The sequence below is a fragment of the Pseudomonas glycinae genome, assembly GCF_001594225.2.
Taxonomy (GTDB): domain Bacteria; phylum Pseudomonadota; class Gammaproteobacteria; order Pseudomonadales; family Pseudomonadaceae; genus Aquipseudomonas; species Aquipseudomonas glycinae.
The window spans coordinates 5315073-5340504 of sequence record NZ_CP014205.2 but is presented as its reverse complement, the minus strand read 5'-3'; the positions used below and the strand labels follow the sequence as shown (position 1 = coordinate 5340504).

Annotated in this window: 25 protein-coding genes and 1 tRNA gene; 8 read left to right on the top strand and 18 right to left on the bottom strand. The window is 61.2% G+C overall.

Going from position 1 to position 25432, the window contains the following annotated elements:
- The first annotated feature begins 2 nt into the window (after positions 1-2).
- Positions 3-1613 (top strand): arylsulfatase, encoded by a 1611-nt coding sequence (locus AWU82_RS24420; protein WP_064382706.1) that lies wholly within the window; start codon positions 3-5, stop codon positions 1611-1613.
- A gap of 248 nt (positions 1614-1861) precedes the next feature.
- On the opposite strand, the gene AWU82_RS24415 is transcribed toward AWU82_RS24420, so the two are convergent.
- Entirely contained in the window at positions 1862-2935 is a 1074-nt protein-coding gene (locus AWU82_RS24415; protein WP_064382705.1) for a fatty acid desaturase, read from the bottom strand.
- Between the two features lie 100 nt (positions 2936-3035).
- Here AWU82_RS24415 and AWU82_RS24410 point away from each other — a divergent pair, with 100 nt between their 5' ends.
- Complete coding sequence (locus AWU82_RS24410; RefSeq protein WP_064382704.1) at positions 3036-4040, top strand: AraC family transcriptional regulator; 1005 nt, start codon at positions 3036-3038, stop codon at positions 4038-4040.
- A gap of 15 nt (positions 4041-4055) precedes the next feature.
- Here AWU82_RS24410 and AWU82_RS24405 read toward each other — a convergent pair whose 3' ends face one another.
- The 4 genes from AWU82_RS24405 to AWU82_RS24390 all read right to left on the bottom strand — a co-directional run bounded on the left by AWU82_RS24405 (position 4056) and on the right by AWU82_RS24390 (position 7693).
- Positions 4056-5279: a type II toxin-antitoxin system HipA family toxin gene (locus tag AWU82_RS24405; RefSeq protein WP_064382703.1), complete on the bottom strand. Its 1224-nt coding sequence runs from the start codon at positions 5277-5279 to the stop codon at positions 4056-4058.
- Entirely contained in the window at positions 5272-5520 is a 249-nt protein-coding gene (gene relB / locus AWU82_RS24400) for a type II toxin-antitoxin system RelB family anti-toxin (protein WP_064382702.1), read from the bottom strand. Before relB ends, AWU82_RS24405 begins: the two co-directional genes overlap by 8 nt.
- Positions 5521-5634: 114 nt before the next feature.
- Positions 5635-7023, bottom strand: coding sequence for a heavy metal sensor histidine kinase (locus AWU82_RS24395; RefSeq protein ID WP_064382701.1), 1389 nt, complete (start codon positions 7021-7023; stop codon positions 5635-5637).
- A complete protein-coding gene (locus AWU82_RS24390) occupies positions 7013-7693 on the bottom strand; it encodes a heavy metal response regulator transcription factor (protein ID WP_039772967.1) in 681 nt (226 codons plus the stop codon). The genes AWU82_RS24395 and AWU82_RS24390 overlap by 11 nt, the downstream gene beginning before the upstream one ends.
- A 136-nt stretch (positions 7694-7829) precedes the next feature.
- On the opposite strand from AWU82_RS24390, the gene AWU82_RS24385 reads away from it, so the two are divergent.
- Together AWU82_RS24385 and uraH are read left to right on the top strand one after the other, a co-directional pair.
- The gene (locus AWU82_RS24385; protein WP_064382700.1) at positions 7830-8312 is read left to right on the top strand and encodes a GlcG/HbpS family heme-binding protein; all 483 of its coding nucleotides are present in this window, start codon (positions 7830-7832) and stop codon (positions 8310-8312) included.
- Between the two features lie 16 nt (positions 8313-8328).
- Positions 8329-8739, top strand: a complete 411-nt coding sequence (uraH, locus tag AWU82_RS24380) for a hydroxyisourate hydrolase (protein ID WP_064382699.1) — start codon at positions 8329-8331, stop codon at positions 8737-8739.
- 123 nt (positions 8740-8862) lie between these two features.
- Here the strand turns inward: uraH and AWU82_RS24375 are convergent, their stop codons facing one another.
- Complete coding sequence (locus AWU82_RS24375; protein ID WP_064382698.1) at positions 8863-9546, bottom strand: Crp/Fnr family transcriptional regulator; 684 nt, start codon at positions 9544-9546, stop codon at positions 8863-8865.
- Between the two features lie 85 nt (positions 9547-9631).
- On the opposite strand from AWU82_RS24375, the gene AWU82_RS24370 reads away from it, so the two are divergent.
- Positions 9632-10156, top strand: coding sequence for an Mpo1 family 2-hydroxy fatty acid dioxygenase (locus AWU82_RS24370; RefSeq protein ID WP_064382697.1), 525 nt, complete (start codon positions 9632-9634; stop codon positions 10154-10156).
- 123 nt (positions 10157-10279) lie between these two features.
- On the opposite strand, the gene AWU82_RS24365 is transcribed toward AWU82_RS24370, so the two are convergent.
- The 6 genes from AWU82_RS24365 to dibA all read right to left on the bottom strand — a co-directional run bounded on the left by AWU82_RS24365 (position 10280) and on the right by dibA (position 16487).
- Positions 10280-11269, bottom strand: a complete 990-nt coding sequence (locus AWU82_RS24365; protein WP_064382696.1) for a sulfate/molybdate ABC transporter ATP-binding protein — start codon at positions 11267-11269, stop codon at positions 10280-10282.
- Positions 11270-11272: 3 nt separating this feature from the next.
- Entirely contained in the window at positions 11273-12145 is an 873-nt protein-coding gene (cysW, locus tag AWU82_RS24360) for a sulfate ABC transporter permease subunit CysW (protein WP_011331905.1), read from the bottom strand.
- Between the two features lie 13 nt (positions 12146-12158).
- Positions 12159-12977 (bottom strand): sulfate ABC transporter permease subunit CysT, encoded by an 819-nt coding sequence (gene cysT / locus AWU82_RS24355; protein ID WP_007952818.1) that lies wholly within the window; start codon positions 12975-12977, stop codon positions 12159-12161.
- 71 nt (positions 12978-13048) lie between these two features.
- Positions 13049-14062 carry a sulfate ABC transporter substrate-binding protein gene (locus AWU82_RS24350; RefSeq protein ID WP_064382695.1) on the bottom strand — a complete coding sequence of 338 codons (1014 nt, stop codon included), beginning with the start codon at positions 14060-14062 and terminating at the stop codon, positions 13049-13051.
- A gap of 132 nt (positions 14063-14194) precedes the next feature.
- Positions 14195-14377, bottom strand: coding sequence for a sulfur starvation response protein OscA (gene oscA, locus AWU82_RS24345; protein ID WP_007952821.1), 183 nt, complete (start codon positions 14375-14377; stop codon positions 14195-14197).
- A gap of 190 nt (positions 14378-14567) precedes the next feature.
- Entirely contained in the window at positions 14568-16487 is a 1920-nt protein-coding gene (gene dibA / locus AWU82_RS24340) for a phosphodiesterase DibA (RefSeq protein WP_064382694.1), read from the bottom strand.
- Between the two features lie 146 nt (positions 16488-16633).
- On the opposite strand from dibA, the gene desA reads away from it, so the two are divergent.
- Both desA and AWU82_RS24330 read left to right on the top strand, forming a co-directional pair.
- Positions 16634-17818 carry a delta-9 fatty acid desaturase DesA gene (gene desA / locus AWU82_RS24335; protein WP_064382693.1) on the top strand — a complete coding sequence of 395 codons (1185 nt, stop codon included), beginning with the start codon at positions 16634-16636 and terminating at the stop codon, positions 17816-17818.
- A 146-nt stretch (positions 17819-17964) separates the two neighbouring features.
- Positions 17965-18954 (top strand): GGDEF domain-containing protein, encoded by a 990-nt coding sequence (locus AWU82_RS24330; protein WP_064382692.1) that lies wholly within the window; start codon positions 17965-17967, stop codon positions 18952-18954.
- Positions 18955-19090: 136 nt separating this feature from the next.
- Here the strand turns inward: AWU82_RS24330 and AWU82_RS24325 are convergent, their stop codons facing one another.
- From AWU82_RS24325 to gabD, 3 genes are all read right to left on the bottom strand, one after another.
- Positions 19091-20302 (bottom strand): response regulator, encoded by a 1212-nt coding sequence (locus AWU82_RS24325; protein ID WP_011331900.1) that lies wholly within the window; start codon positions 20300-20302, stop codon positions 19091-19093.
- Between the two features lie 140 nt (positions 20303-20442).
- Positions 20443-21720 (bottom strand): 4-aminobutyrate--2-oxoglutarate transaminase, encoded by a 1278-nt coding sequence (gene gabT / locus AWU82_RS24320; protein WP_007957613.1) that lies wholly within the window; start codon positions 21718-21720, stop codon positions 20443-20445.
- 186 nt (positions 21721-21906) lie between these two features.
- A complete protein-coding gene (gene gabD / locus AWU82_RS24315; protein ID WP_064382691.1) occupies positions 21907-23349 on the bottom strand; it encodes an NADP-dependent succinate-semialdehyde dehydrogenase in 1443 nt (480 codons plus the stop codon).
- A gap of 443 nt (positions 23350-23792) precedes the next feature.
- Here gabD and AWU82_RS24310 point away from each other — a divergent pair.
- A tRNA-Arg gene (locus AWU82_RS24310) sits at positions 23793-23869 on the top strand.
- Positions 23870-23936: 67 nt separating this feature from the next.
- Here AWU82_RS24310 and AWU82_RS24305 read toward each other — a convergent pair.
- From AWU82_RS24305 to AWU82_RS24295, 3 genes are read right to left on the bottom strand one after another with little or no spacing between them, the layout of a single operon-like run.
- Positions 23937-24206 (bottom strand): hypothetical protein, encoded by a 270-nt coding sequence (locus AWU82_RS24305; RefSeq protein WP_223290656.1) that lies wholly within the window; start codon positions 24204-24206, stop codon positions 23937-23939.
- Between the two features lie 20 nt (positions 24207-24226).
- A complete protein-coding gene (locus AWU82_RS24300; RefSeq protein WP_064382690.1) occupies positions 24227-24841 on the bottom strand; it encodes a hypothetical protein in 615 nt (204 codons plus the stop codon).
- Positions 24838-25419, bottom strand: a complete 582-nt coding sequence (locus AWU82_RS24295; protein WP_223290703.1) for an RNA polymerase sigma factor — start codon at positions 25417-25419, stop codon at positions 24838-24840. The genes AWU82_RS24300 and AWU82_RS24295 overlap by 4 nt, the downstream gene beginning before the upstream one ends.
- Between the last annotated feature and the right edge of the window lie 13 nt (positions 25420-25432).

Here is a 25432-nt window from a genome sequence, read left to right as displayed (position 1 = left end):
CGATGCCACAACGTCCCAACTTTCTGGTGATTCTGGCCGATGACCTCGGCTTCTCCGACATCGGCGGGTTCGGCGGTGAAATCGCCACGCCGAACCTCGATGCCCTGGCCAACAATGGCCTGCGCCTGACCGATTTTCACACTGCACCAACCTGCTCGCCGACCCGCTCGATGCTGCTCACCGGCACCGATCACCACATCGCCGGCATCGGCACCATGGCTGAAACCCTGACCCCGGACCTGATCGGCAAACCGGGTTACGAAGGCTATCTCAACGACCGTGTCGTCGCGTTGCCGGAGTTGCTGCGCGAGGCCGGTTACCAGACCTTGATGAGCGGCAAATGGCACTTGGGCCTGACTGCCGAACTGGCGCCCCACGCCCGTGGTTTCGAGCGCTCGTTCTCGCTGCTGCCCGGCGCGGCCAACCACTACGGATTCGAACCGACCTACGATGAACACACGCCCGGCCTGCTGAAATCCACCCCGGCGCTGTACATCGAGGACGACAGGTTCATCGACGAATTGCCGAAGGATTTCTATTCCTCCGACGCGTTCGGCGACAAGCTGTTGCAGTACCTCAAGGAGCGTGACCAGAGCCGGCCGTTCTTCGCCTATCTGCCGTTTTCCGCGCCGCACTGGCCGTTGCAGGCGCCCGCCGACATCGTCGAAAAATACCGTGGCCGCTACGACGCAGGGCCGGAAGTGCTGCGCCTCGAGCGTCTGGAGAAACTCAAGTCGCTGGGATTGATCGAGCCGGATGTCGAACCGCATCCGCTGATCCAGCTGACCGCGCAATGGGACGCGCTGAGCGATGAACAAAAACGCATTTCCGCCCGGGCGATGGAGGTCTACGCGGCGATGGTCGAGCGTATGGACTGGAACATCGGGCGCGTCGTCGATTACCTGCGCCAGCAGGGCCAGCTCGACAACACCTTCATCCTGTTCATGTCCGACAACGGTGCCGAAGGCGCGCTGCTGGAAGCCTTCCCGAAATTCGGTCCGGAGCTGGTGACCTACCTGAGCCAGCACTACGACAACAGCCTCGACAACATCGGCCGCGCCAATTCCTACGTCTGGTACGGGCCGAACTGGGCGCAGGTAGCGACCGCGCCGTCACGCCTGTTCAAGGCGTTCACCACCGAGGGCGGAATTCGCGTTCCGGCGCTGCTGCATTATCCGCAGCTGCCGCTGAAGGGGCAGATCAGCCATGGTTTCGGCACGGTGATGGACATCACACCAACCATTCTCGATCTGGCCGGCGTGCGCCATCCCGGCAAGCAGTGGCACGGCAAACCGGTGGCGCCGTTGCGTGGTAAATCGTGGCTGGGTTTCCTGTCCGGCGAGACGGCGCAGGTGCATGACGAACACACCGTTACCGGTTGGGAACTGTTCGGGCGCCGGGCGATTCGGCAGGGGCAGTGGAAGGCGGTGTGGATCCCCGGCCCGGTGGGGCCGGCAACCTGGCAACTTTACGACCTGGGGAGTGATCCGGGGGAGATTCATGACCTGGCGTCGAGTCAGCCGCAGAAGCTTGAAGCGCTGATCGAGCATTGGCAGCGGTATGTGGAGGAGACCGGGGTGATTCTCAGTGAGTCGCCGTTTCAGCCGGATTGAGGGCAAGCTCAAAAGCCCCCTCATCGGAACGCCGCCCGCTCAGCCCTCCCGAAACGTCGGACCGCCCGGAGGGAGAGGGAGCTGACCGAGGTGTCTTTCGCTATACATCGACCTGAGAAACCGAGTTGATTGTGGATTCGGTAAAGCACTTTCAAGTCGGTGTATCTCCCGAATATCCCCCAATCAGTCCCCTCTCCCCCCGGGAGAGGGTTAGGGTGAGGGCTGGATCTCCAGCCGAAAACACAAAGTCAGTTCACCTCGATCGCCTTACCCGCCAACCCTTCATTCTCCTTGCGAACAAACCTGTTCGCCCGCCCGAACGTCCCGAAATCGTTGAACCGAACCCCCATCTCCCGCATCACCTTGTGCGCCACCGGCACCGTCAGCTGGCGGATGTAAAACGGCTCCTTCACCACAAAATGATGAATCCCGTGACTGCTGCCGAAGTTGAAGCAGAACGCCTGCAACGGCCACAGCCACCAAGGATTCAGCACCTGACATTGCTGAAGCACATTGCCCGGCTCGACATCCCCGTAGTAATGCATGTTCGAACTGATGAAGTGCAGGCAAAACGTGCGTAACACGTTCGGGCCAATGATCACCACGGCGGCGATATCGATCACTTGCATCACCGACAACGTGGTCGCCGACCATTCGATCGGCGAACCCATCAGGTAGGCGATGCCATTGGCCCCATGGAACCCGAGAAACACATACCACGCCCCCCAATGCACCAGCGCCAGCGGCGCGTAGACCTTCAGCGTGCGCTTGATGATGCTGAACTTGTGCGTCCAGGTCCTGGCCCGGAGCATGCGGATGAACGCTGACATCACGTTGTCGCCGACCATCAGCAACCGCGCGAAACCCCACGGTTCGCCGTTGGTGATTGCCCGTTCTTCCATATCGGTTTCAGTGCCGGACACCTTGTGATGATTGAGGTGCAAATGGCGGCGGATCCACGGGTTGATCGTGCTCGGCCGTGCCAGCCACACCAGGCCCATCATCAGGTTGTGCGGCACCCGCTGTTTGCGGAAATACATGCTGTGGATCAGGTCGTGTTCGAGCTCATGGGTCAGCGAGGCGAAAAACGCGTTGAGCAACAGGCACGCCCACCACGCCATGTGCCCGGTGATATAGAGCGCCGCCGAACCGATCATCCCGGCCAGGGCAAACGCCAGAATCCCCGCGCCGAGGGCGTCCTGATGGTTGAGAATCGGGTAGCGCTCGCGCAGCTCGACGCCTTTGGCAAGCACCACTTCGCGAATATGCGCTGATCGCTGGGCAGCATTGTGTCGCTGGGGACTTGCAGAAGTACGGTCCATGCTTCCATCCTCTGGTTATAGATGTTCGTATCCTGCCTCGCGCGGACTCCAAACGCGGTAGCCGAGAACGCCAACCTGTTGACCGGAAGCGCCAATCAGCATGAAGGAACCGACTTCTCTCGCCAGCTGGACCCGTGCCCTGCGCAAGCAACTCGACGCGCTGGGGCTGGACAGCACTGCCCTGTGTCAGCAGGCCGGGCTCGATCCGCAATTGATGGACGACCCGAATGCCCGCTATCCGTTGTCCGCGACCACACGTCTGTGGGAAATCGCGGTGCAGGTCAGCGGTGATCCGGCGATCGGTTTGCGGGTGTCGCGCTTCGTCAGCCCCACGACCTTTCACGCGCTGGGCTACGCATTGGTGGCCAGCGGCAGCCTGCGGGAAGTGTTCGAGCGGATCGTGCGTTATCACCAGGTGGTCAGCGACGCGCTGGAACTGGAGCTGACCCGCACCGAGGACCGCTATCGATTTCGCCTGAAGATCCCGGCCGAAAACCCGGCACCCGCCTTCGAAGCCATCGACGCCTTCGCCGCGATTTACGTGCGCACTTGCCGCAATCGCCTGGGCCGCGACTACGCGCCACTGGCGGTGTACCTGCGCCGCCCGGAACCGGCCGATGCGCATCAATGGCACAAGGTGTTCCGCTCGCCGGTGCACTTTTGCGCCGAAGAAGACCGCATCGAATTCGCCCTCACCGACTTTGACAGCCACCTCGACGACGCCAACCCGGAACTGGCCGAGCACAACGAAGCGGTGCTCAAACGCACCCTCGCCCAGCTCCAACCGCTTACCTGGGAGCGCAAGGTGCGCGACGCCATCGAAGAACAACTGCCCGAAGGCGAACCCAGCGCCGAACGCATCGCCCAGGCCCTGCACTTGAGCCTGCGCAGCCTGCAACGGCATCTGGCGGACGAGGGTTGCCGCTTCGACACCCTGCTGAATGAAAGCCGCGAAAACCTCGCGCTGCTGCACCTGCGCGATCCGCAATGCTCGCTGAGCGAGGTCAGTTATCTGTTGGGATTTGCCGACACCAGCAGTTTCAGTCGCGCGTTCAAACGCTGGACCGGGATGACGCCGGGGCAGTTTCGGGATCAGTTGCGCTGAGCGCAAATGGGTCGCTCAACCCTTGGTCAGACTGCGCTCAATCCCGGATTCCCACTGCTCGATCATTGCCGTACCTACCTCGGCGAACGACTGATGGGTTCGGCAATGCTCAAGCATTTCCGCCATCGCCGTCTGCATGCCATGAACAACCTGTTGCAGTAGTTCATTGCAGCGACCTTCAGTGAGATTGCATGCCGTACGACCGAAGCGGATGAGCGCCTTGTGCTTGGGCCATGCCTTCGACCCGCCCAACAGCAAGGCCAGGCTGTCGTTCCTGATGTAAACCGATGTGGTGATGATGTCGTAAGCCGGGGCCAGCCGGATCGAGGCCTGCGCGCCGCAATGGTCATACAGCACACCGAAGTTCTTCAGATGCGCATCGCCGTTTTTCAGTCCCGCCGACAGCGCCACGATCTTGAAAAAAGCTTCCCGCGCCTGACTCAATAGCGCAGGGGAAACAAAGGCTTTGATCTGTCGGGCAGCGCCTTCGTAAGAGCCATCGTATTTGGCTCTGGAAGGCCAGCCGTTGAGTACGCAAAAGTCCTCGAAACCCAGATAGCCGTGCTCAATCAGGTCAAAACGCTCGACCACCAAAAACCTGCCCTGCTCACTCAATTCAAACTTTGGCACTTCAAGTCCGCTAAGCGCTGCGGCGCGCATACAGAAGTACTCGTTGGTCGCCAGCTCGGGAAATTCTTCGGGACGGAAGGCTTTGACCAGATGTGTGGAGCCTCGGTGAGTCAGGCGATCAACTGCTGCCGCACTGTCGCGCACCAGAACTTTGGGCTGCACACCTGAAACACCGGAGTATTGGCCGTACTTCTGTAGCAAATCATCGAACAGTCCCTGGGCACCGTCGTGCACCAGAAGCTCGGCCAGTGATGTTTCGGGCTGACGTTCGGTTGCCGACTCACTGGTAATCGCCAGCCGTCCCAACTGATGCGGTCCGACGATTGCGAGCAAGGCGAAATCATCAAAACCGCGCACGGCCTTACTGAAGCGTCGAACCAGCTCATCGCGCAGCGCGCCTTCCGGCAGATTCATTTCGAAGACGGGATGAATGCCCCGCTCCCAGCCGTAGCTCTCCAGCCGGGTCGGCATTGTCAGCGACACTGCATTCTCGTCGATGGCGTCCTCGCGATAACTGAACACACTGTCCATGCCCGGCTGCCCTCGACCGAGCGTTCCAACCGGGCTATCAGCGACGGTGATGTGCAAGCGATCTGTCGGCTCAGTCATGGAAATTGGCCTTCTGCAACGCGTCGAGTGTCGGACGTTGTGCTCTCACGGGAATCGCTGTCAGCTCGTAGCCAAAGCCGTTGAGGATCGCCTCGACTTTGCGCAGACCAATTTCAGAAATCGTATTGTTTTCGATACCCGAAATGGTGGCGCGGCTCATGCCGTAACGTTGCGCCAACGCTTGCTGCGAGAGTTTTTGCGCTTTGCGCAGAGTTCTGATCAGTTCGCCCAACTGTTCCATGACACACCAGTGCATTATATGCAGTGCAATAAAGCGTAATTGAAATTATATGCATCGTATTCGATGCAAACTCAGGGCAAGTCTAGCTCATATAAAACGGCATGTGCGGGTCGATTAGCGACGGGTTACAAATCCAAGCTCAAAAACCGTACCCGTTGCACCACTGCTGACCCGCACCCGCCCCCCATGCAACTGCATGATCGACTGCACGATCGCCAGTCCCAAGCCGCCGGAATCTCCCGGCTCCGCACGGGATGGGTCGACGCGGTAGAAGCGGTCGAACAGTTTGCCCAGATGCTCATCCGCGATGACCGGGCCGAGGTTATGGACTTGCAGCCAGCACATGCCTGGTTCATCGAGCCGGCACAGGCTGATGACCGAGCCGGCATCAGCATGGCGTACGGCGTTGGCCAACAGGTTGCCCAACGCGCGTTGCAGCAGTTGCTGATCCGCCAGCAACTTTCCACTGAACGTGTTTGCCAGGCGAATTCCCCGGTCATCGGCCAGGGCTTCGAAGTAGTCGCACAACTCATCGCCGATTTCGTGCAGTTCCAGCGTGCGCAGATCGAGCGCTCGCTCAGCTTGCTCGGCGCGGGCGAGAAACATCAGGTTCTCGGCCATGCGCTTGAGCCGTTCGAATTCTTCCATGTTCGACGCCAGCACTTCCTGATACTCGGTGCTGCTGCGCGGGTGATTCAGTGCCTGACCATTGCTGGCGAGCAGGGTGTGCAGGGGCGTGCGAATTTCGTGGGCGAGGTCGGCGGAAAACTGTGAGAGGCGCTGGAAGCCGTCGTCCAGCCGCACCAGCATGCCGTTCAGCGCGTGTACCGGCTCCAGCAATTCCGCTGGCGTGCCGTCAGTGGGAACGCGTTGGTCGAGGCTGCGCAGGTCGATGCCGCGCAGTGCTTCACTCAGCTTGCGCAGAGGCCGCAAACCACGGCGCAACAGCAACAGGCCCAGCGTGAAGGCGAGCAACGCTCCGAGGCCGACGGCCAGATACAAGCGCAGGCGATAGCTGCCGAGCATCTGTTCGCGCTCGCTCAGCACCTTGCCGGCAATCACGGTCAGCGCTTCGCCGTTCGGCCCTTGGGCCTGACCTGACAACAGGGCCAGCTCGACACCGTCCGCCGCCTGCCAGGTCAGCACATCGCTGCGTTGCGGCGGTTGATCCCGGGGGATGGCCTGCACCGCAGGCAGTGCACGTTGGCGAGGATTGATCGTGATTACGTTCGAGCCGTCCGCGCGTTGCACCAGCAGCAGACTGTCGAGGTTGCCGAGCATGTTCTGGTACAACCGTGGCCGTGCCTGCAAGGCGTCGAGGCTGTCACTGTCGGCGAGCAGCGCGCGCACCTGTTCCAGGCGACCGAGCAACACCATGTCGTCGCGCCAGGCGAGCTCAGAGGCCAGCGAGCGATACAGGAACACGCCAATCGCGCTGAGTACCAGCGCGCAGACGGCAGCGAACGCCAGAGCCAGGCGCCAGGCAATGGATCTAGCGCGCATCGTCGGGCGCTTCGAGTTGATAGCCGACCCCGCGCACGGTGTGGATCAGTTTGGGCATGTACGGATCATCGACTTTCGAACGCAAGCGGCGCACCGCGACTTCGACCATGTTGGTGTCGCTGTCGAAATTCAGGTTCCACACCTGCGAAGCGATCAGCGTTCGCGACAGCACTTCACCCTGGCGGCTGGCGAGCAGATGCAGCAGGGCGAATTCCTTGTTGGTCAGGGCGATGCGCTGGCCGCCCCGGCTGACCCGGCGGCGCAGCACGTCGATTTCCAGATCGGCGATGCTGTACGACTCGGCTTCGCGCATCGGCCCGCGTCGTAACAACGTGCGCACCCGCGCCAGCAATTCAGCGAAGGCGAACGGCTTGAGCAAATAGTCATCGGCCCCCAGTTCGAGGCCGCGCACGCGGTCTTCGATGGCATCCTTCGCCGTCAGGAACAACACCGGCGTGGCTCCGCGCTGACGGATCAGTTGCAGCAATTGCCAGCCGTTCAGACCCGGCAGCATCACGTCGAGGATGATCAGGTCATATTCCTGCTGCTCAATAAAGTAGCGACCGTCGAGGCCATTCAGCGCCACGTCCACGGCAAAACCCGACTCTCCCAGCCCTTTGGCAATGAAGTTCGCGGTTTTGGCTTCATCTTCTACGACCAGCAAACGCATGGCACACCTCGATTGATCAGAGTCACAGGCTAGGCCCCTTCGGCGACATTGCCCATTACAAACTTGTAATCCGACTGACGAGGTTTCGACGGGGACCGGCGGATAAGGTGATGGCCTTCGCTTTTGGAGCCTGCCCATGACCGTCAAATACTTGATTGCCAGCCTGACAATCGGCCTCAGCAGCGCTGCGTTTGCTGCGCCCGACCTGCCCCGTCACGCCGATCTCGATCTGAAAACCGCGCGGCTGCTGGCCGACGCGGCGCTGGAAAACTGCACCGCCACGGTGTCGGTGCTCGACCGTGGCGGCAATCTGCTGGTGACCTTGCGTGGCGACGGTATCGGCCCGCACAACACCGCCGCCAGCCAACGCAAGGCCTACACCGCGCTATCGACGAAAACCCCGACTCGATTGTTCGCCGAGCGCGCCCGCAACAACCCGGAAACCGCCAACCTCAACACGCTGGACGAGTTGCTGTTGCTCGGCGGTGGCCTCCCTTTGTTTGCCGGGAAAGAACTGGTCGGCGCCATGGGCGTGGCCGGTTCCGGTGGCGGTGAACAGGACGAAAGCTGCGCAACCAAGGCCGCAGAAATCGTCGGCCTGTCCATCATCCGTACTTGAACCCAGGAGCATCACCATGACCCCACTGCGCATGACTTTCACCGCGCTTGGCCTGAGCGCTTTTTCGAGCCTGGCGCTGGCCGCCGGCAACCCGCTGAGCGTACACGTACTCAATCTGGAAAACGGCCTGCCGTCGCCGGGCATCAACGTGACCCTGGAGCGCCATGTCGGCCAGGACTGGCAGCCGCTGGCGCAAGGCACCACCAATGAACAGGGGCGGATCGCCGACCTGTTCCCGGCGAACAAACCGTTCGAGGCGGGTGAATATCGGGTGGTATTCAAGACCGGCGAGTACTTCGAGAAGACCAAGCACGAGACGTTTTTTCCGGAGATTCCGGTGATCTTTAAAGTGAAGCAGACGGATCAGCACTATCACATTCCGTTGCTGCTCAGCCCGTATGGTTTCTCTACCTATCGCGGTTCGTAGGCCACGTACAATTCCCCTGTGGGAGCGGGCTTGCCCGCGATGGCGTCGTGTCAGTCAACATAGAAGACAACTGACCGACCTCAATCGCGGGCAAGCCCGCTCCCACAGGGACAGTGTTGAGCACTAAAGTGTGGCGAGCGCGCGCAATCGCACAGCGTCGAGGATTTCGATCTCGCCATAACTCAGTCCGATAATCCCCTGCCCCTGCAACTCCTTGAGGATCTGGTTGGTGGTCTGCCGCGACAGCGACAGCATCGACGCCAGCTGTTCCTGGGGCAGTTGCAGCACGCGGCGTGGCGGATCGAGTTCGCCGTAGCCTTCGGCGATCATCAGCAAGCGATGAGCCAGACGCGCCGGGGCCGGCAGCAGGCTCAGCTGTTCGAGATTGATGAAGGTCAGGCGCAGTTTGTGGCTCATCAACAGAGCGAGATGCCGCCAGTAGACGGGTTGCTCGTCGAGCATTTTCAGCAGCGTGGCCTGGGGAATGTTCAGCAAGGTGCAAGGCCCGACCGCGTAGGCATCGTGGGTGCGGGGCTGGCTGTCGAACAGGCAGATTTCGCCGAACCAGTGCGGCGCTTCCACCAGGCTCAGCAACGCCTCCTTGCCCTGCTCGCTGACCGCGCCGATACGCACCGCACCATCGAGCACCGCGTACAACCCGCACGGCGCATCACCGCGCTGAAACAACCTCTGCCCCGCCGACAGCCGCCGCTCCCTGGCCGCCGCCAGCAGACTATCCTGAAAGGACGAAGGCAGATGACTGAACCATTGCCCGGTCAGGAGGCGCTCGCGCCAGACCTTATCCATGCGTTCTCCTAAAGATTGTCGCCTGCCTGACAGAGCGAGCCGTGAACCCGGGGCATGATTCGATCACCCTACAGGAGGAACAACAATGAAAAGCCTCGTCGATCATTTGAGTCAATACGCCGCTTACCACCGTGACCCGCGCAACATCGCCAGCCACTTTATCGGGATTCCGCTGATTGTGGTGGCGGTGGCCGTGCTGTTGTCGCGGCCGGAATGGTCGGTGGGTGGATTGTGGATTTCCCCGGCGGTGATTGCCGCCCTTGCGTCGGCGTGGTTTTACCTGCGCCTGGAGCTGAAGCTCGGGGTGTTGATGACCGTGTTGATGGGGTTGTCGGTCTGGGCCGGGCATGTATTGGCGCAGCTGAGCACCATGGTCTGGCTCAGCAGCGGTCTTGCGATGTTTGTGATCGGCTGGGTGATCCAGTTTGTCGGGCACCACTATGAAGGGCGCAAACCGGCGTTTGTGGATGACTTGAGCGGGTTGATTGTCGGGCCGCTGTTTGTGGTGGCCGAACTGGCGTTCCTGCTCGGGATGCGCCAGGAGCTGAAAGAGCAGATCGAGGCGCGGGCGGGTGTGGTGCGGGTCAATCCAAATCGCGCGACTGTCTGAACCACAGGCTGATTCGCTCGTTCCCACGCTCTGCGTGGGAATGCATTCCGTGACGCTCTGCGTCACAGTGGACGGGGAGCGTCCATAGCGGCGTTCCCACGCTGAGCGTGGGAACGAGCGAGATCAAACGTTGGCGACTTTCTGCCAGACCTTCGGCTTGAAGAACAACGTCTCACCCTTCGCCAACCCGGTCAGGCTGTCGTGGTCTTTCACCACTTCCGCCTCGATCAGATCAGTCTGCCCCTCTACCTTCAACGTCACCCGCGTGGTCGCGCCCAACGGTCGGATGTCACGTACTTCAGCGGCGTGGTGATCCTCCAGCTCATGCCGCGACAGCGACACTTCGTGCGGGCGGAACAGCACGTGATTGTCATCGCCCAGATGCAGGCGGTTCGAATCGCCGAGGAAGTGATAGACGAAATCGCTGGCCGGATTTTCGTAGACGTCGCCCGGTGAGCCGATCTGCTCGATCACACCCTTGTTCATCACCACGATGCGATCGGCCACTTCCATCGCCTCTTCCTGGTCGTGGGTCACGAACACCGAGGTCAGGTTGATGTCTTCGTGCAGGCGCGCCAGCCAGCGGCGCAGCTCCTTACGCACCTTGGCGTCGAGGGCGCCGAACGGCTCGTCGAGCAGCAGCACTTTCGGCTCTACCGCCAAAGCGCGGGCCAGGGCGATCCGCTGACGCTGGCCGCCGGACAGTTGCTCCGGATAACGATCCGACAGCCAGTCCAGTTGCACCATGTTCAGCAGCTCGTGAACCTTGGTCGCGATCTGGCTTTCAGTCGGGCGCTGGTTTTTCGGCTTCATGCGCAGGCCGAACGCGACGTTGTCGAACACCGTCATGTGGCGGAACAGCGCGTAGTGCTGGAACACGAAACCGACGTTGCGATCCCGCACGTCGTGGCCGGACACGTCTTCGCCGTGGAACACGATGTTGCCGTTATCCGGGGTTTCCAGGCCGGCAATGATGCGCAGCAGGGTGGTCTTGCCGCACCCGGACGGGCCGAGCAATGCCACCAGTTCACCGCTGTGGATGTCCAGGCTGATGTTGTCCAGCGCCTTGAACGCATTGAAATTCTTGCTGACGTTACGCACTTCGATCGACATGAATTATTCCTCCGCGGCGCTGGCGCGCAGGCGGTTGATACGGTTTTCGCTCCACTGCTTGAGCAGCAGGATGAAGAGCGCCAGGATCAGCAACAGGCTCGCCACGGCGAACGCGGCCACGTGGTTGTATTCGTTGTAGAGGATCTCGACGTGCAGCGGCAAGGTGTTGGTCACCCCGCGAATGTGCCCGGAGACCACCGACACCGCACCGAACTCACCCATGGCCCGCGCGGTACACAGCACCACGCCATAGATCAGACCCCATTTGATGTTGGGGACGGTCACGTGCCAGAACATCTGCCAGCCATTGGCGCCGAGCAGGCGCGCGGCTTCCTCTTCCTGAGTGCCTTGTTCCTGCATCAGCGGGATCAGCTCACGGGCCACAAATGGCACGGTGACGAAGATCGTCGCCAGCACGATGCCCGGCAGGGCGAAGACGATCTGGATGTCGTGATCCTGTAGCCACGGCCCGAACAGGCCCTGGGCGCCGAACATCAACACGTAGACCAGACCGGCGATCACCGGCGATACCGAAAACGGCAGGTCGATCAGCGTCACCAGCATGCTCTTGCCGCGGAACGAGTATTTGCTCACGCACCACGCGGCGCTGACACCGAACACCAGGTTCAGCGGCACCGACACCAGCACCGCAATCACGGTGAGTTTCAGCGCCGACAAGGCATCCGGTTCAAAGATCGCAGTGAAGAATGCGCCGAGGCCGTTCTTCAATCCCTGCGACACCACGATGAACAGCGGCAGCAGCAGAAACAGGAAGAAAATCAACCAGCCGAGGCCGATCAGGATCCGCCGCGAAGTGGCGCTGCCACGGCGGGCGGCGTTGGCCGAGGACGCGGCCGCAATAGACGATTGGGACATGGTTCGCGCCTCCTTATGGGGTTTCGATGCGCCGCTGCAGCAAGTTGATCAGCAGCAACAGGACGAAGGAAACCACCAGCATCAACACGCCGATGGAGGTAGCGCCGGTGTAATCGTACTGGTCGAGCTTGACCATGATCAGCAGCGGCAGGATCTCGGTTTTCATCGGCATGTTGCCGGCGATGAAAATCACCGAACCGTACTCGCCAACGCCCCGGGCAAACGCCAGGGCAAAACCGGTCAGCCAGGCCGGCAACAGCGCCGGCAGCAGAATGTGACGGAACACCTGCAACGGTTTGGCACCCAGGCATGCCGCCGCTTCTTCGACTTCACGCGGGATGTCGGCCAGCACCGGCTGCACCGTGCGCACCACGAACGGCAGGGTCACGAAGGTCAGTGCCAGGGTGATCCCGAGCGGGGTGTAGGCGATCTTGAAACCGAGGTCGGCGGCGAACTGCCCGACCAGCCCGGTCGGCGTATACAGCGCCGTCAGGGCAATACCGGCCACGGCGGTCGGCAAGGCGAACGGCAGATCGATCATCGCGTCGATCACCTTGCGCCCCGGGAACGTGTAGCGCACCAGCACCCAGGCCAGCAACGTGCCGATGATGCCGTTGATGATCGCGGCGCACAGCGCAGTGCCGAAGCTCAGCTTCAGTGCTGCGAGCACGCGGGGCGCGGAGATGATCGTCCAGAACTGATCCCAGGTGAGTTGGGCGGCGTGGACGAACATCGCCGCCAGCGGGATAAGCACAATCAGGCTGAGGTACACCAAGGTGTAGCCCAGCGTCAGCCCGAAGCCGGGTATGACGGGGGAGATACGACGCGACATAAAAGTCCTTGGTTTGAGAACGCGCAAAGCCCCGACGGTTAAATCGGGGCTCGTTTATGACCTATTTCAGATTACTGCGCCTGATAGATCTGGTCGAACACGCCTCCGTCGTTGAAGAATTTCGGCTGCGCGGTTTTCCAGCCGCCGAAGTCCTTGTCGATGGTCACCAGCTCCAGTTTAGGGAATTGCTGGGCGTACTTCGCCGCCACGTCCTTGTCACGCGGACGGTAGAAATTCTTCGCTGCGATTTCCTGGCCGGCCGGGCTGTACAGGTGCTTGAGGTAGGCTTCGGCGATCTGCTCGTTGCCCTTCTTCTCGGCGTTCTTGTCGACCACGGCCACCGGTGGTTCGGCAAGGATCGACAGCGAAGGCACGACGATGTCGAACTTGTCTTTGCCGCCGTCTTCTTTCAGCGCCAGGAAGGCTTCGTTTTCCCAGGCCAGCAACACGTCACCCTGACCGTTGTTGACGAAGGTGATGGTCGAGCCACGGGCGCCGGTGTCCAGAACCGGTACATGTTTGAACAGGGTTTGTACGTATTCCTTGGCTTTGGCTTCGTTGCCGCCATTGGCTTTCAGGCCGTAGGCCCACGCGGCGAGGAAGTTCCAGCGCGCACCGCCGGAGGTTTTCGGGTTCGGGGTGATCACCGAGACGTCATTCTTGATCAGATCGCCCCAGTCCTTGATGCCTTTCGGGTTGCCCTTGCGCACCAGGAACACGATGGTCGAGGTGTAAGGAGTGCTGGCGTCCGGCAGACGCTTCTGCCAGTCGGCCGGCAGGGTCTTGCCGAGTTTGGCAATTTCGTCGATGTCGCCGGCCAGGGCCAGGGTCACGACGTCGGCGCGCAGACCGTCGATCACCGCGCGGCCCTGCTTGCCCGAACCGCCGTGGGATTGCTGGATCTTCACGGTGTCGCCGGCGTGCTCCGACTGCCAGTACTTCACGAACTCGGCGTTGTAATCCTGATACAGCTCGCGCGTCGGGTCATACGACACGTTGAGCAGTTCGTAATCCTTGGCAACCGCGGAACCGGCAAACACAGCACTGGTCAGGGCGGCCAAAGCGTAACGGCGAATCGACGACATGGTGAAAGCTCCTGGAATTCTTGGTGGTGGCTTTTTCTTATGGATTGCTGGAATCGGGTTGCTCGTTCAACGACCGCAGCCTGTGGCAGCTTCTGCCAACAGCTCCCCGCAGGAGCTGCCGCAGACTACGAATCAGGCCGGTTTGTTACCCGGTTGCTGCAGACGGAATTTCTCTTTGCGTTCGATCTGGACCACTTGGGCGTTATGCACAGTGATTTCCACCGCGCCGAAACGCAGGTCGCGCAAGGCGCTCTGGATTTCGCGCAAGATGGTGCTTTCGTCCTGACCGTCAACGCTACGCAGGGATGCGCTCATGGTGCTGCTCCTTTGTATGGGATATGCCTGGCAGTGGGCGGCACTGCGTTCGGCGTGGGAGCAATATAAGAGAGGCGCGGATATTCTTAAAAAGACTATTTAAGAATGTTTATATAACTGGAAAACATTATGTGATGCAGCAAGGGTTTGCGGCGGATTTGCTCACTGACAAACCCGCCCTACGCGGCCATCAACCGATCAAGGGCGCCCGGTTCCAGTCGATTTGCGCTTCCGGAACCGGCCGCCCAAACCAGTAGCCTTGCCCCAGATCACAGGCCTGGCCCAGCAGGAACGCCGCCTGTTCCACCTGCTCGATGCCCTCGGCATGCACCTGCATGCCCATGCTGCGCGCCAGGGCGATGATCACCCGGACAATCGCCGCATCGTCCTCGTCCCACGGCAGTCCGGCAACAAAACCCTGGTCGATCTTGAGCTTCTGCACCGGCAGGCGTTTGAGCCGCAGCAGCGACGAATACCCGGTGCCGAAGTCATCGATGGCCAGACGTATCCCCAGCTCGCGCAGACGATGCATTTGTTCCAGCGCGACTTCCGGATCGTCCATCACCGCGCTTTCGGTGACCTCCAGTTCCAGATAGGCCGGATCCAGGCCGGTGTCGTGCAGCACCTGCGCCACCTGCTGATACAACTCGCGGCGGGCAAACAACCGCGAGGACACGTTGACCGCGACAAACGACAGCACCACCCCGGCTTGCTGCCATTGGCACATCTGCCGACAGGCCTGCTGCATGACCCAGGCGTCGATTTCCGAGATCAGCCCGGTGCGCTCGGCAATCGGGATGAACTCCGCCGGCGACACCAGGCCTCGCTGCGGATGCTCCCAGCGCACCAGCGCCTCGACGCCGATCAGGCGACTGGTTTGCAGGTCGTGCACCGGTTGGTAGTAGACCCGCAGTTCCTGCTGCTCCAGCGCGCGACGTAATTCGAAGGCGATTTCGACCCGCTGCTGGGCGTGGGCCGTAAGCTCTTCGGTGTACAGCGCGTAACCGTTGCGACCGCTGCTTTTGGCCTTGAACAGCGCCGCATCGGCGTTGCGCAACAGTTGTTCGGCGCTCAGCGCATCGCTGGGAAACAGACTGATGCCGAGGCTGGCGTTGATGAACAGTTCATGGCCGTCGAGGCAGAACGGCTCTTTAAGCGCATCGAGAATGCGCTGAGCCAATGCTGCCGCCTGCGCCGGTTGTGGACAACTTTCCAGCAGGACCGCGAACTCATCGCCGCCCAGCCGCGCCAGGGTGATGCCCGGCCCGAACAACGCCTGCAAACGCGCGGCGACCGCCTTGAGCAAACGGTCACCGATAGTGTGGCCAAGGCTGTCGTTGATCAGTTTGAAATGGTCCAGATCGATCATCAGCAGCGCGCAGCCGCGCTTGTGGGTCTGCGCCGATGCCAGCGCCTGTTCGGCGCGGTCGCTGAACAGCAGACGGTTGGGCAGGTCGGTCAGCGGATCGTGGTGGGCCAGGTGCTTGAGTTCGTGTTCGGAATCCTTGATTGCGCTGATGTCGGAAAACACCGCGACGTAATGGCTGAGCCGGTTGTCATCGTCACGAATGACCCGGATCGTCTGCCATTGCGGGTAGATTTCACCACTCTTGCGCCGGTTCCAGATCTCGCCGCTCCATTCGTCCCGCGCCTGTAAAGAAGCGAACATCGCCTGATAGAACCCCGGCGGATGGTGCCCGGACTTGAACAGGCTGGGCTGCTGACCTATCACTTCGTCACGCTGATAACCGGTGATTTCCATGAACGCGCGATTGACGTGCACGATCAGCCCCTGCCGGTCCGTGACCAGCACGCCTTCGCGGGTGCAATCGAATACCGCAGCGGCCTGACGCAGGCGTTCGCGATCCGCCTGGCGCTCACGCAAGCGGGCACCGATCCCCAGGCACTCAAACAACCGCGCCCGGGCCAGGAAGATCAACCCGGCGCTGAGCGCTACGAACAGGTAGCCGTTGATCAGTTGCCAGCGCAGCAACTCGTCAGAGCTATCGAAGAAACTGTTCAATAAATAACCAGTGCCTTGCAGCCAGACCACGGCAAGGACCAGGTAAAGCAGCGCTGCACGCAAAGCATCGCGGTATGTGGCAGACATTCGGCCGTCCATGTCCCTACAAAAATGTCGGGATTATAGGTCAAGAAACATCCAGCCATCTCTTATCTGAAAGGGCGACTGGTTTTATCTGTGTGCTTGGTGATAATGCAACGGCTGTTTTTTCTTTATCGAGGGCCCTATAGCCTATGTGGTACGAAGGTTTTCTTGGCTTGTCGGCCTGGTCGCTGGTCGCCGTCACCCTGGTGATGACCCACGTGACGATCGTTGCCGTCACGGTCTACTTGCACCGCTACTCGGCCCATCGCTCCCTGGAGCTGAATGCCGGCCTGAAGCATTTCTTCCGTTTCTGGCTGTGGCTGACCACGGCGCAGAACACCCGCGAGTGGACTGCCATCCACCGCAAACACCACGCCAAATGCGAAACCGAAGACGACCCGCACAGTCCGGTCGTCAAGGGTCTGTCCACCGTCCTGCGCAAAGGCGCAGAGCTGTACCGCGAAGAAGCACAGAACCCGGAAACCCTGCGCATCTACGGCAAGAACTGCCCCGAAGACTGGATCGAGCGCAACCTTTACAGCCGCTACCGGTTGCTGGGCGTGGCGATCATGGCGGTCGTCGATCTGCTGCTGTTCGGCACCATCGGCATCACCATCTGGGCGATCCAGATGATGTGGATCCCGGTCTGGGCGGCCGGTGTGGTCAACGGCCTCGGGCATGCCGTCGGCTACCGCAACTTCGAATGCCGCGACGCGGCGACCAATCTGGTGCCATGGGGCATCCTGATCGGCGGCGAAGAACTGCACAACAACCATCACACCTACCCCAACTCGGCCAAGCTGTCGGTCAAGAAGTGGGAGTTCGACCTCGGCTGGGCGTGGATCCAGATCTTCAGCTTCCTGCGTCTGGCCAAGGTCCAGCGTGTCGCCCCGATCGCCCACCGCGTCGAAGGCAAGGGCAGCCTGGACATGGACACCGCCATGGCGATCCTCAACAACCGCTTCCAGATCATGGCCCAGTACCGCAAGCTGGTGATCGGCCCGCTGGTCAAGCAGGAACTGGCCAAGGTCGATCATTCGGTACGCCACCAGTTCCACCGGGCCAAACGCCTGCTCTCGCGGGAAACCAGTCTGCTGGAAGATCGCCACCACGCGCGCATCCAGAACATGCTCGAGCACAGCCAGGCGCTGAAGGTAATCTACGAGAAACGCCTGGCCCTGCAGCAGATCTGGGTCAAGACCAGCGCGAATGGCCACGACATGCTCGCCGCCATCAAGGAATGGGTCCACGAGGCCGAGGCCAGCGGCATCCAGTCCCTGCGTGAATTCGCCAACCAGTTGAAAACCTACTCGCTGCGCCCTGTCGCCGCCTGAGTGCCGTTGATCGGTGCGCCCGGTTCCCGGGCGCACCCTTCGGAACTTCACCCTCGATCCCCTATCTCAAAGACACTTCGCCACCCCCGGCGGGTTTTCCCGTGGCCGTTGTCGATAGATCGACACGCCCTTTGAGATTCGTGTCGATGGTCAACAACAATCAAAATCAATCATCCCCTCCCCAGTGGCCCGAGGCCGCGCAAACCCTGATGGCATTGATGCATGCCCAGGGCGAAGTCGCCCGCCTGAGCGAACGCGAGCAGCTGTTCAGCTCGCTGCTGGTCAGCGTCAATGCCGTGCTTTGGGCCTTCAACTGGGAAACCCGGCAGGTGCTTTACGTCAGCCCTGCTTACGAGCGGATCTTCGGCCGCTCCGCCGCCCTGCTGTTGGCCGACTACAACCAGTGGCGCGACAGCATCTACCCGGACGATCTGGAATACGCCGAACGCAGCCTCGCCGAAGTGCTGCACAAAGGCGCTGTGGAAGACCGCGAATACCGGATCATCGCCGCCGACGGCCAGGTACGCTGGATCAGCGACAAGTGCTTCATCAACCGTCAGGACGAACCGGGGCAACCGGTGATCATCGTCGGCATCGCCGAAGACATCACCGACAAGAAGCAAATGGAAACCGAGCTGCAACGCCTGGCCACCACCGACGTGCTGACCCAGAGCAGCAATCGCCGGCACTTCTTCGAATGCGCCCACCGGGAATTTGAACAAGCCCGCCTGCAAGGCGCGCAAATGGCGCTCCTGCTGCTGGACATCGATGACTTCAAAGTGATCAACGACACCTACGGCCACCCCGAAGGCGACAACGTGCTGCAACGGATCGCCGAATGCGGTCGTGCCTCATTACGCCGGGGCGACCTGTTCGGGCGGATTGGCGGTGAAGAGTTTGCTGCGGTTTTCCCGGGCTGTGCGCCGGACATGGCCATGCAGGTGGCCGAGCGGCTGCAACGGGAAATTCAGCGGCTGAGTTTCAATTACGGTGAACAAACGTTCGGCATCACCGTCAGCCAGGGCCTGACCAGCCTCACCCCGGAAGACGAAAGCCTCGACACCCTGTTCGCCCGTGCGGACGCGGCAATGTACGAGGCCAAGCGGCAGGGCAAGAACCGGATCATTTCCGCCTGAACCCGGATTTTCGACTCGACACACAACCCTGTGGGAGCGGGCTTGGTCCGGGCGGCGATCCGACGATGAGGCCAGCAGCATTCAATAAAATTATTGGCATTGCCGACGCCATCGCGGGCAAGCCCGCTCCCACTGGTTACTTGCGCATCCGCATCAGCTCCGGCAAGCCGATCTTGAGCAACCGCGCTGTACGGCTCTTGGCCAGCTCCTCGACGCCTTCATGCTCGGTCAGACGGGCCATTTGCGCCGCCATGTTCATCACCAGCGCCTCGCGGGAGTACACCCCGCCCCCGAGCTGGTAGACCGAGGCAATCAGCTCGCGCAACTCCAGCGGCAGACGCCAGCGAGTACGCAACGCCGAACCATAGGCCGCACCGAATTCGGCCAGCGCATCGCCGACTTCCTCCAGCTCGTCCAACTCGCCGCCGGCCTGCTTCCATTCCTGCAGACAACGCAGCAACGCCAGATCGCCGAGGCGATGGAGCATGCCGGCGCAGTAGCAGCGCTCCTGATCCAGATCGAGCAGCCGCGCCAAGGTGCGGGCGTACTCGGCGGTGTGCAGTGACAGGCCCCAATAGCGCTCGGCGTAGTCGGCCAGACACGGGTCGCTGAGTCGGGCACTGCGCTTGAGTGCCAGGCCAAGAATCAGGTTCATGCTCTGCCCGGTGCCCAGTCGATGCAGCGCCTGCGCCAGAGTCTGCACTGGCGCGCCATGATGCTGAGCGGCGCTGTTGGCGGCGGCGATCAACACGGCGGTGATCTGCGGATCGGTGCGGATTTCCTCTTCCAGCAGCTTCAGGTCCAGGCCGTTGGGGTTGAGGCTGCGTTTGACCGCCACCTGCACGTCAGTCATCAGCGGTGCGCCGTCGGCCTGCTCGCGGCGACGTTCGAGGAATACCGACAGCGTCATGCCCGGCGCCAGTGCGGGTACTTCACAGAACACTTCTTCGCCGGCGTTCAGCAGCAGCCCCTGCAAACGCTCGGTCAGGCTTTCCATGTTCAGGGGTTTGGCCAGGTAGGCGGTCGGCGCCAGCGGCAAGGCTTCGCGCACGCTGGCGCTGTCGTTGCGGCTGCTCATCAGAATGAAGGGCAGCGGCGGATTGCGTTTGCGCTGGCGGACGCTGCGCAACACGCTCAAGCCATCGACGCCCGGCAACTCCCAGTCGACGATCGCCAGGTCATAGGGCACTTCGCTGAGCAGCGTCATTGCCTCCTGGCCATCGGCGCACAAGTCCAGCCGCGCATCGCAGCGCACATTCAGCAACACTTGTTTGAGCAGGTCACGAGACCACGGGTCGGCCTCGGCAATCAGGACTCTCGGTACAGCGGGTAAATCGACGGCCGTCATGCTCGCCCTCCCTTGCAATGCTTGAACCTTAGCCAATGCTGGCGTTTCGGTACAACCTGAAAACCGCGCAGGTGTTTCCCGGGCATGAAAAAACCCGCCGAAGCGGGTTTTTTGTCGATCCGATCACACGGTGCTACGGATTACAGCTCCGAGAAGCACTCTTCGATGATCGCCAGACCTTTGTCCAGTTGCTCGTCCGGCGAGGTCAGCGGTACCAGGACGCGCAGCACGTTGCCGTAGGTGCCGCAGGACAGCAGGATCAGGCCCTTGTCACGCGCCTTGGCCACGACAGCCGCGACGGCGGTCGGGTTTGGCTTGTGGCTGTCGCCGTTTTCGAACAGCTCGACGGCAATCATCGCGCCCAGGGCACGGACTTCACCGATCACCGGGTACTTGGCCTGGATGGCTTTCAGGCCGGTGACCAGACGCTCGCCGACAGCCTTGCAGCGGTCCAGCAGTTTTTCTTCTTCGAACACTTCCATCACGGCCAGGGCCGCGGCGCAAGCGATCGGGCTACCGGCGTAGGTGCCGCCCAGGCCGCCTGGCGCGATGGCGTCCATGTATTCGGCCTTGCCGCACACACCGGCCAGCGGGAAGCCGCCAGCGATGGATTTGGCGAAGGTGGTCAGGTCGGCAGCAACGCCCATCTGTTCCATGGCGAAGAAGGTGCCGGTACGGCCAGCGCCGGTCTGCACTTCGTCAGCGATCAGCAGAATGCCGTGCTGGTCGCAAAGAGCGCGCAGGCGCTTCATGAATTCTTTCGGTGCGACGTAGAAACCACCTTCACCCTGCACAGGCTCGATGATGATCGCGGCGATGTCTTTCGGCTCTGCGTCGTTCTTGAAGATGCGTTCGATGGAAGCGATCGAGTCGTCGATGCTCACGCCGTGCAGTTCGTTCGGGTACAGCGCGCGGAAGATGCCGCCTGGCATCAGGCCCATGCCGGCCGAGTAAGGCACGACTTTACCGGTCAGGCCCAGGGTCATCATGGTGCGACCGTGGTAAGCGCCGGTGAAGGCGATCACGCCAGCGCGGCCAGTGGCAGCACGAGCGATCTTCACGGCGTTTTCAACGGCTTCGGAACCGGTGGTCACCAGCAGGGTTTTCTTGGCGAAGTCGCCCGGTACGCGAGCGTTGATTTTCTCGCACAGCTCAACGTACGGCTCATAAGCCAGAACCTGGAAGCAGGTGTGAGTCAGCTTGTTCAGCTGCTCGGTCACGGCGGCGATGATTTTCGGGTGCACGTGGCCGGTGTTCAGTACAGCGATACCGCCAGCGAAGTCGATGAATTCACGCCCTTCAACGTCGGTTACGGTCGCGTTCTTCGCGGACTCGGCGAAGATCGGGTGAATCTGGCCAACACCCCGTGGAACAGCTGCGGTACGACGGGCCATCAGTTCAGCGTTAGTCTTGCTCATTACAGTCCTCATTCGCCGCTCATCGGGCGGCGCGGTTCAAGGATAAAGCGGGAGGAATCGGCGGTGGCAGCATGCGATGATCGACTGCCACGGCGTTCCCGGCCGCAGAGAAAATTCCGGTTTGAAACGACGCAAAGGGACAGCGCTCTCGTGCCCTTTGCGTTTACAGCGATCTTCTACCGAGGCTTAGATGCCCAGGCAGAGGTATTTGATTTCCAGGTAATCTTCGATGCCGTACTTGGAGCCTTCACGGCCCAGGCCCGAGGCCTTGATGCCGCCGAACGGCGCGACTTCGTTGGAGATCAGCCCGGTGTTGACGCCGACCATGCCGTACTCCAGGGCTTCCGCCACACGGAACACACGGCCCAGGTCGCGAGCGTAGAAGTACGAGGCCAGACCGAACTCGGTGTCGTTCGACATCGCGATCACGTCGGCTTCGTCTTTGAAGCGGAACAGCGGCGCCAACGGACCGAAAGTTTCTTCCTTGGCCACCGCCGCGTCTTTCGGCACGTTGGTCAGGATGGTCGGTTCGAAGAAGTTGCCTTCCATCGGCTTGCCACCGGCCAGAACGGTCGCGCCTTTGCTCACCGCGTCAGCGATATGCTCTTGCACCTTGGCCACGGCTTTCTCGTCGATCAGCGGACCCGTGGTGGTGCCTTCTTCCAGACCGTTGCCGATCTTCAGCTTGGCGACTGCCACTTTCAGCTTCTCGGCGAACGCATCGTAGACCGAATCCTGAATGTACAGACGGTTGGCGCAGACGCAGGTCTGGCCGTTGTTGCGGTACTTGGAAATGATCGCGCCTTCGACGGCCTTATCCAGGTCCGCGTCGTCGAACACGATGAATGGCGCGTTGCCGCCCAGTTCCAGGGAGACTTTCTTGATGTCCTTGGCGCATTCCGACATCAGCTGACGGCCGATTTCGGTCGAGCCGGTGAAGGACAGTTTGCGCACGATCGGGTTGCTGGTCAGCTCGCTGCCGATGTCGCCGGCGCTGCCGGACACCACGCTGAACACGCCTTTAGGGATGCCGGCGCGCTGGGCCAGTTCGGCCAAGGCAAATGCAGAGAACGGGGTTTGCGAAGCAGGCTTGAGCACCATGGTGCAACCGGCGGCCAGCGCCGGACCTGCTTTACGAGTGATCATCGCCGCCGGGAAGTTCCACGGGGTGATGGCAGCGGTAACGCCGATCGGTTGCTTGATCACGATCAGGCGCTTGTCCGGCTGGTGGCCCGGAATCACGTCGCCGTAGATGCGCTTGGCTTCTTCGGCGAACCACTCGATGAACGAAGCGGCGTAAACGATTTCGCCCTTGGCTTCGGCCAGTGGCTTGCCCTGCTCGAGGGTCATCAGGCGAGCGAGGTCGTCCTGGTGCTCGATCATCAGTTCGAACCAGCGACGCAGCTTGCCTGCACGCTCCTTGGCGGTCAGTGCACGCCAGGCCGGCAGCGCCTTGTCGGCGGCTTCGATGGCACGGCGGGTTTCGGCAGCGCCCATCTTCGGTACGGTGCCCAGAATCTCGCCGGTGGCCGGGTTGTTGACCTTGATCGTCTGACCGTTGTCCGCGTCGACCCATGCGCCATCGATGAAGGCTTGCTGGCGGAACAACTGGGTGTCTTTAAGCTGCATGTCGGCTTTCCTTAACAGCACCGCGCAAGGCGCGGAGCAAAATTATGATTGTATAAAGGCGCCTCGCAAGGCTGCCGTCAGGGAAATCATTCACCGGGCTGGCACATCAATAGCGCACGACTCAAAACGCGTGCGGCTCAGCACCTGGATAAGGAGCGTTTGAAATCTCAAACGAATCCTAGGTTCAAAGGGGTTGAAGGACAATAGGGCGTTCGAAAAAAAGAACAAAAACGCCGCAATTGCTGAACATTTCAGATCAACGTACCAACAGCTCGGGTCGCAGGGAAACCATAGAACAGCCTCTCAAAAGCGCCAAGCGAGCCTTTTGCAGGACGTTACAGCTTTATGGAATGCAGTGCTTTTCAACCGACACGCGAACTGACAATACGCACCAAAACCCGGCATGGACGCCCCGAGCCGACCTAGGTATGATGTCGCCCGCTGCACCAGTAGCTCAGCTGGATAGAGTACTGCCCTCCGAAGGCAGGGGTCGTGGGTTCGAATCCCGCCTGGTGCGCCATTGATTTAAACGAGAAAGCCCCGGACTGTGATGGTCCGGGGCTTTTTTGTGGCTGCCGACTGGCGACTCACTCCGTCGTCCAGTCAAACTCGTCATATTCATCATCGTCTTCTTCGTCCTCGATCAACTCATCATCGAGAACGCCTTCCTCCAGATCCTCTTCGGCCTGCTTGGCCAGAAGAAACTCCTTACGACTCTCCGTCACTGCCCGCCGCAGTTCCTCCCCCTTCACCGGGCAGTTGAGCATTTGGGCGATGCGGTCGATTTTTTGGGCCACGGCATCCTCCAGCGCATCGGCAATGACCCGATAGTGCGCGTTTTTGCGGGTCAATGCCAAATGGCGGATGGCTGATACGGTCAGTTCTTGCGGATTTTTTCCAGTCGCAGATCGAGATTCACGTTCGGATAGCGCTTGTGCAAGTTGTTGAACAGGCTGTCGGCCGCTTGCGACTGGCCGGACTCGCGCAGGCGCAGGACTTCACGCAGTTGCGCGTCAAGACCGTTGACCGGGGCGGCGGCGCGCTTGCTGACCTTGGCGTCGTCCGCCGTGTCGGCGCTGATCGATTCGCTCTGCATCGGTGCAGCCATTTCCGCCATTGGCGCGGGAGCCATTGCGGGTGCAGGCGCGGAAAGCGCGCCGGCGGGCGCCGACAATGATCGGGCCTCCTGACGGACCACAGGCGCGGCCGGTTTGGCAGCAGGGGCGAAATCGTATTGAGCAACGGGCTCCGGCACGCGTTGCACCAGCGACAGCATCAGCGCGATGCCGACCAGACTGGCAAAAGCCACCTGATAGCGCGGTTGCTGGCAGGCCTTGAGCCAGCGTTGCCACAGGCTCTGCCGTGGTGCCGGGGTTTCATGACGGGCGGCGTTGAGGATCAGCGCATCGAGATGCGCCGGCGGCTCGGCGTTGTGCTGTTCGCGCACGTGCTTGAGCAATTGCTCTTCGGGTGTCGGGCGGGCGTCCGTCATGTCAGTACCTCCTCGGCCAGCAGCCGACGCAGTTTTTGCTGGGCGTAGCGCAAGCGGCTCTTGACGGTATCCAGCGGTGTTCCGGTGAGGCTGGCGATTTGCGCCAGGTCGAGGTCGCCGTGGGCGCGCAGCAGGAACACTTCGCGCTGGTCGGCGGGCAAGGATTGCAGGGCGCTCTCCAGGCGCTGGCTGTCGCGGCTGAGGTTGAGCAGTTGTTCGGGATCGGAGGCGTCGTCGCTGACGGCGTGGAATTGCTCGTCGTAGCTGTCATGCAGCGGTTGTCGGGCTCCGTGCTTGCGCCAGTGGTCAATCAGGCGATTGCGGGCAATCTGGAACAACCACGTACGAAAGGTCGCCCGGCCTTGTGGCTGACTGCTACTGCGGATCAGGCTCAGCCAGGTCTCCTGGAAAACCTCGTCGGCCAGTTCCGGTTTGCCGCTCAAACCGAGCAGAAACCGGTAAAGACTCTGCCGATGGCGGGCGTACAGGATCTCGAACGCCTTGCCGTCACCCTCGCGATAACGGGCCAGCAGCGATTCGTCGCTGCTGGCCTCAAGGCTGTCGGCGGAAGCAAACAGCTGTGTGATAAAG